This is a genomic window from Cupriavidus sp. 8B (assembly GCF_054589115.1).
This window is the reverse complement of sequence record NZ_BAAILO010000002.1, coordinates 1-3,538: the sequence shown is the minus strand read 5'-3', so window position 1 is coordinate 3,538 and position 3,538 is coordinate 1. Positions and strand designations below refer to the sequence as shown.

Sequence of the window (3,538 nt, the reverse complement as noted above, 5' to 3'; positions counted from 1 at the left end):
CACTCGCTCACCGAACTCAAAACGACCGCCCGCAATCGGCTGCGCAGCGCACAGCAACGCGCCAACATCATTGCCGCGTGCTGGAAGCAGGCCGAGCTGTGGTGATTTCATCACTTATGCAAGTCTCAATAGTCGCGGATCGCTTCGTCGGGCGTGCCCCAGCTCAGCTTATCCCCTACGATTTGACGATACCCGCTGATAGCCTCCCTTGTCTATGCCTCAGGAGAATGGGAGTTATTCGCGCCAGCCACCTACCGCCGCGCCACAAAATCTCGGAGTATCACGGTAAGGCAAGCCACTGGTTCGCCTCAAAGGTTCGCGTACCGAGGATCGGCTCCCCCGATCAATCCTCCGAAGACTAGTGATGTCGCTCCAAGACAAGCTCGACGCATTCAAGGCCGATTTCAAGGCGGGCAAGCCCCTGTACCACGTGCCGCCCGAAATCCACCCGATCATGGAACGCGCGACCGCGGAACCCATCGCCAGCGGCCAGGCCGGCCGTGCCGTCAAGGCCGGCGACCGGGCGCCGCAGTTCCGCCCGCAGGGTCAGGACGGCAACGAGGTGTCGTCGGATGAGTTGCGTGCTAGGGGACTGTTGGTGCTCACGTTCTACCGTGACGTCTGGTGCCCGTACTACAATCTCGGACCCCAGGCTAACAACGAAGTCTTGCCGCAGATCCAGTCTCTCGGCGCTAACGTGGTGGCCGTCTCGTCTCAGATCGCCGTCAACAGCCGCAGGTCCGTGCGCGACAATGAGCTCGACTTTCCGGTGCTGAGCGACGCCATAAACGAGACCGCAGCGGCGTTTGGCCTGCGCTTCAATCTGCCCGACTATCTGGTTGATCTGTACAAGATGCACAACAATGATCTGCCAGGCTCCAGCGGCGATCCAAGCTTGACGCTTCCGATACCCGCCCGCTACGACGCGATCGGGCAGGACGAAGTGGCGCTGTACTCTGAAATCAATCCAGACTACGTGTCGTCCCGATGCTTCCGAGCTATGTCCGATCCCTGAGAAGGCTCTCCTCATCTGACGTGTCCCCGGCGTTGCGTGCAGGCGGCGCCGTTCACCTTCACGTTTTGACACGTTGCGCGGACCGTGCGACGGTCCGCCGCGAAACCGGGACGGCCTCCCAACGCTCTCCATAACTTCTTGTCATCCGAGGCACCCTTGTGCCGATATCACCTTATGAAGCATTTCGAATACACGCCGGTCCCCGCGCTTGGTGACAACTACGTCTGGGTCTTGAACGACGGAGATAGCGCGATAGTCGTCGATCCAGGGGAGGCGGCCCCCGTCGTGGACTATTTACTAAAAGCCGGGCTGAATTTGACCGCTATCTTTCTTACACACCATCATGGGGACCATGTCGCTGGCGTTCCAGAGCTTCTGGGCATTAAGCCCGTCCCCGTGTTTGGACCTTCAATCGCCCAACTCCCATTTGTTACCCACGGCCTAACCGACGGTGATCTCGTCACCATAGAAAACCCGGGGAGCAAATTCAGAGTGTTCGCGGTACCTGGTCACACGAGGGACCACATCGCGTATTTTCACGCGTCGGACTCAAATGGCCGTCCCCATCTGCTATGTGGCGATACGCTGTTCTCCTGCGGCTGCGGAAGGATTTTTGAGGGATCGCCGGCTGAAATGCTCGAGTCCCTTGACAGACTCGCCGCATTACCCGGCGAGACCTACGTGCATTGCGCTCACGAGTACACGCTCTCGAATGTGAAATTCGCACTCTCTTGCGAGCCAACAAATGTGCAGTTGCAAGAGTGGAGTCGCGAAGCTGAAAGTCGCCGCGCTCGGGGGATTCCGACGCTACCGACGACGATCGCGCAAGAGCGCGCGATCAACCCGTTCCTACGGGTAGGCGAGCAGCCGATCCAGGACAGACTCACTCAGCAATTGGGTTTGGCGGTGCAGAATCGGATCGATGCATTTTCGCTAATGCGGGAGTGGAAGAACAACTTCCGTTGACGCGGACAGCAGGCGTAGCCACGCCGCTAACGCCCCATTTGGCATCACCCGCCCCCATCCGGACACCGCGCCAATCGTGGCCACGCTCCCGCCTCGCCTAGTAGCGAATGGATCCGGCGGAAAGGGGGTCAGAAAAACTCAGCTGACAAGTGCCCCGCCGACGCGTACGGAAGTCCCTTCCGGGGTCTTCGTGGGCCGCTCGCTGCGAACGCTGGCGATTACGTTGCGCGCTTCCCGCTGAACTACGTCGCCGGCGAGCACCCAGGAGCTCAAGCGCCTCCCTCAGAGAACGCACTTCGATATGGCGTGCCGGACCCGCGAGCAGCAACAGAAGTCCGCTGCTGAAATGTTCCATCCATTCGACACCGCATTCCTAGAACGAGGTGGCCAACTTAGTACCGATAAGGGCGCACCCTGCGATCCCCCCGGGCTGACGTCCAACAGCCGTCGCAGCGCTGCCGCCTAGGTGCGATCGACGAATGTAGTTGGCCGCATAGCATTCGTGAACAAATAGTACCTACGGCTGCTCGTCGCGACAACGAAGCTTCTGAGGAACTATCTTACGTGCCGTTGTTAGCCGTCCGCCCCGGAGCCGTCCCAGGTCACCCATCCGAGCGCAGCATTTGAAATGTCAACATATCCGAGCGATGCAGCTGTCAACGACCTAGTCTAGGCGACCGCGCCGAGCCGCAAGCTGGCGAACTCACGCGCCACAGCGATGGCGGAACGCGGCCGACGGACCCCGAAGCGCGTGAGGAATTGCCTGACACAAGAAGCACCGCCGGGCCCAAAGTGACGATCTCCGCCGATATTCAAGACGCGTGTGCAACCTAGTGTCCTGAGTCAGAAATTCATTGCATTATTGATATCGCCTTGTACTCTGCATTGAAGGCAAGCACAAGGCGAGGCAGCGATTAGAGGAAGACCGAAGGCAGAACTGGTGTTGAGTGAGCTCGAACGTGAGCGACTCAAGGCGCTGACGATGCGGCGCAAGACGGCACAGGCGTTGGCCTTGCGCGCGCGCATTGTGCTGGCTAGCGCTGAAGGCCTGGACAACAAGACCGTCGCGGCAAGGCAGCGTGTCGACGTGCATACGGTCTCCAAGTGGCGATCGCGATTCGTCGCGGATCGCCTGGATGGGTTGCTTGATGCTCCGCGCCCAGGGGCGCCGAGGACCATCGGTGATGCTCAGGTGGATGCGATTATTGCCAAGACGCTCGAATCCGTGCCAGCCGGCGCCACCCACTGGAGCACGCGCACCATGGCTCGCGCGGCGGATCTGTCGCAGTCGACCGTGGCGCGTATCTGGCGTGCCTTCGGGCTGCAGCCGCATCGACAGGAGACCTTCAAGCTCTCCACCGCACCATTGTTCGTGGAGAAGGTGCGCGATATCGTGGGGTTGTACCTCGACCCACCGCTCAAGGCCATGGTGTTGTGCGTTGACGAGAAGAGCCAGATCCAGGGCGGCCTCAAATCTGAAGTGCAACACCTTGCTTCGGGTAAGGTGTTCAGATGCAAAGCAGAACTTCGTACCAACAACTTCAGCCTGAGGAGCGC

Annotated in this window: 3 protein-coding genes; all 3 read left to right on the top strand. The window is 60.0% G+C overall.

What is annotated here, in order from left to right; genetic code table 11:
- The first annotated feature begins 364 nt into the window (after window positions 1–364).
- Window positions 365–1,015, top strand: coding sequence for a redoxin domain-containing protein (locus tag ACYP5B_RS00015; protein WP_459568062.1), 651 nt, complete (start codon window positions 365–367; stop codon window positions 1,013–1,015).
- Between the two features lie 174 nt (window positions 1,016–1,189).
- Window positions 1,190–1,981, top strand: coding sequence for a hydroxyacylglutathione hydrolase (gene gloB, locus ACYP5B_RS00010; RefSeq protein WP_459568061.1), 792 nt, complete (start codon window positions 1,190–1,192; stop codon window positions 1,979–1,981).
- Window positions 1,982–2,894: 913 nt separating this feature from the next.
- Window positions 2,895–3,538: IS630 family transposase (locus ACYP5B_RS00005; RefSeq protein WP_459568063.1), on the top strand; the 644-nt coding region annotated here is incomplete at its 3' end.